The organism is Candidatus Viridilinea mediisalina (assembly GCF_002532535.1).
In the GTDB taxonomy this organism is placed as follows: domain Bacteria; phylum Chloroflexota; class Chloroflexia; order Chloroflexales; family Chloroflexaceae; genus Viridilinea; species Viridilinea mediisalina.
Genome location: NZ_NQWI01000225.1, coordinates 1 through 3,034, shown reverse-complemented (window position 1 = coordinate 3,034; position 3,034 = coordinate 1). Strand labels below are relative to the sequence as shown.

2 protein-coding genes are annotated in these 3,034 nt (G+C 57.4%); both read left to right on the top strand.

The features are described 5' to 3' along the window. The first annotated feature begins 416 nt into the window (after window positions 1-416). Complete coding sequence (locus tag CJ255_RS21515) at window positions 417-1,157, top strand: 4'-phosphopantetheinyl transferase family protein (RefSeq protein ID WP_097646128.1); 741 nt, start codon at window positions 417-419, stop codon at window positions 1,155-1,157. A gap of 120 nt (window positions 1,158-1,277) precedes the next feature. Next, window positions 1,278-2,813 (top strand): acyl-CoA carboxylase subunit beta, encoded by a 1,536-nt coding sequence (locus CJ255_RS21510; protein WP_174714089.1) that lies wholly within the window; start codon window positions 1,278-1,280, stop codon window positions 2,811-2,813. Window positions 2,814-3,034 lie beyond the last annotated feature (221 nt).

The window sequence follows — 3,034 nt, the reverse complement described above, 5'->3', positions numbered from 1 at the left end:
GGTTAGCGGATTATTTACTGGAAGACCATAAGTCGGCACTACCTACGGCGCAAACAGGAACGTTCCTACGAACCTTCGCTCGGGGTGGCCAAGCAACAGGGCAATCAACAACATCCGCTTCCCTTAGTATTCTTAATGATGCGGCATGTTCAAGGATAATTGGTATGAGTTGATGTTTGACTGATCTTGTTTTTGCGGTATGCTAGGAGGAATTTGTTGAATGGCACTATCAACAATACTGCTCCCTGCTCCCCTGTTCCTCTGTTCCCCTGTTCCCCTGTTCTCCTGTTCCTCTGTTCCCCTGTTCCCCTGTTCCCCTGTTCTCCTGTTCCTCTGTTCCCCTGTTCCCCTGTTCTCCTGTTCCTCTGTTCCTCTGTTCCTCTGTTCCCCTGTTCCTCTGTTCTCCCCCCTCCACCATGCTCGCTTGGCTACACCAAACGCTCAACGACCTGCCGACACTTCCGGTAGCGGCTTGGCTCAGCCCGGCGGAGCAGGCGCACCTTGCGACGCTCCATATCCCCAAGCGGCGCAACGACTGGCTCTTGGGCCGCTGGACGGCCAAGCGGCTCACCCAGCGCGTCTTGGCTGAAGAGGGGTACCCCCTGGATCTCGCTGCGATTGTCATTACCCCTGCTGCCGATGGTGCGCCTGAAGTGTGGTTGCCACCGGCGTTCCCCCTACCTGCCCCTAGCCTCAGTATTAGCCACAGCTATGGGCGTGCGCTCTGCGCCATTGAGCCTACGGGAAGCCCCATTGGTGCAGATATTGAACAGATCACTAGCCACCATCCGAGCCTGGTGACAAGCTATTTCACCCCAGAGGAACAAGCGGTGATTGCAGCAACCCCTAGCCCCCTGCACGATACGATGGTTACTGCGATCTGGAGTGCTAAAGAGGCGCTGCTCAAGGCTTTGCGCGTCGGCCTTACAGTTGCCACTCAGCAGGTCTGTTGCCTGCCCCAACCCCACGACTTCCAGCAAGCCCAACATGGTTGGGTGCCGCTCCGTTGTAGCGCCACGACGCTCACCACGAGCCCCAACCAGGTTTGGTGGTATGTCAATAAAGGGAGTATACTAACCCTAGCTCACGTTGGTACTGCGGGGCTAGTGCCCCAGGGGCATGAAAGGTTAGGCCAGCAGCCCTCAGACTCTGTCTGAAAAGCCAGGGGGCACACGCTGGAGTGCCGGCTTTAGCCGGCTAAAGCCGGCACTCCAACACGAACGAAAAGCAAGTTCTTCAACGCTGAACAGTTACCCACCGAAGGAGATTCTATGTCTATGGAAGACTTCGTTCGCAAATTGCGCGAACGCAAAGCCATTGCCGCAGGCAGCGCCAAGGATCGGGAGACGCAACACAAGAAGGGGCGGCTCACCGCCCGTGAACGCATCAACATCCTCTTTGATCCCGATAGCTTCAACGAGATTGATACGCTCGTGATGCCGCGCTACGAGAGCTATATGGGAGGGAAGGGTTCGCGCTATGGCGATGGGGTTGTCTCGGGCTTTGGCCTCGTCAACGGGCGTCAGGTCTTTGCTGCGGCTCAAGATGCCAGTGTGATGGGCGGCTCGCTGGGCGAGATGCACGCCAACAAGATTATCAAAGCCATGCGTATGGCCTTGAGCTATGGCTGCCCCTTTGTTGCCCTAAATGATTCGGGCGGTGCCCGCATCCAAGAGGGGGTGGATAGCCTGGGGGGCTATGCCCGTATCTTCGATGCCAACTGCGAAGCTTCGGGCGTCATCCCGCAACTCTCGGTCATTCTGGGCCCCTGCGCTGGCGGTGCGGTCTATTCACCTGGCCTTACCGATTTTATCTTCATGACCGAAAATAGCTATATGTTCATCACCGGGCCTGAGGTGGTGCGTTCGGTTATGCAAGAGAATGTGAGCCAAGAGGAGCTAGGCGGCGGGCGCATCCACGCCACCGAGAGTGGTGTGGCCCACTTTCTCTCGCTTGATGACCGCGAATGTCTGCTGAAGGTGCGCGATCTGCTCGGCTACCTGCCTTCCAACAACATGAGCGATCCGCCCTATGTGCCCCCGCGTGACGATCCTGAACGGCGCTGCCCCGAATTGGAGGAGATCGTGCCGGTGGATCCGGGTAAACCCTACGATGTGCGCCAGGTCATCGCCAGCATAGTAGACGACGGACGCTTCCTGGAGGTTCATGAACTCTGGGCCCAAAACATGGTCGTCGGCTTCGCCCGGCTCGATGGCTATGTCGTTGGCATGGTCGCCAACCAACCGATGCACCTCGCTGGCACGATTGACATCAAAGCAAGCATCAAAGCAACTCACTTTATTCGTATTTGTGATACCTACAATATTCCGATCATCACCTTCCAAGACGTACCGGGCTTTTTACCGGGCACCAACCAGGAGTATGGCGGCATCATCCGTGAGGGCGCCCGCCTGATCTATGCCTATTCCGAGGCGACCGTGCCCAAACTGATGCTCATTCTGCGCAAGAGCTACGGGGGTGCCTACTGCGTGATGAGTAGCAAAGGGCTGCGTGGCGACCTGCTCTACGCGTGGCCCAACGCGGAACTGGCCGTCATGGGCGCTGCGGGCGCGGTCAATATTCTCTTCCGCAACGAGGTCAAGGCCGCTGCCGATCCCAAGGCGCGCAGCCAAGAGCTTGTAGACGAATACCAAGAGAAATTCAACAACCCCTATGTCGCCGCCGCCCGGGGTCTGATTGATGACGTGATTGAACCGCGTGATAGTCGGCGCATCCTCGTGCGCTCACTGCACGTCACCCTCTCCAAGCGCGAGCGCCATGTACCCAAGAAGCATGGCATCTCGCCGATGTAGGCATGTGGAGGTAAGGGATGGTTAGTGGAGGCTTTACCGTTTGCGAGGACGCGAGGACGCGAGGACGCGAAGCCTTCGCCATCTTCGCCTCACGCATCCTCGCAACATTGTAAAGCGGTCTTCCGCTTTCTGAAATCATCCCTAAGAAGCTGTCTGAAAAGGGTCTCAGTGTCGTTCCACACGATGTGGTACACGCTGGAGTGCCGGCTTTAGCCGGCTAA

Bases quoted from the DNA above. Each gene is read 5' to 3' on its own strand.
- CJ255_RS21515 (WP_097646128.1), top strand. From the start codon at position 417: ATGCTCGCTTGGCTACACCAAACGCTCAACGACCTGCCGACACTTCCG.
- CJ255_RS21510 (WP_174714089.1), top strand. From the start codon at position 1,278: ATGGAAGACTTCGTTCGCAAATTGCGCGAACGCAAAGCCATTGCCGCA.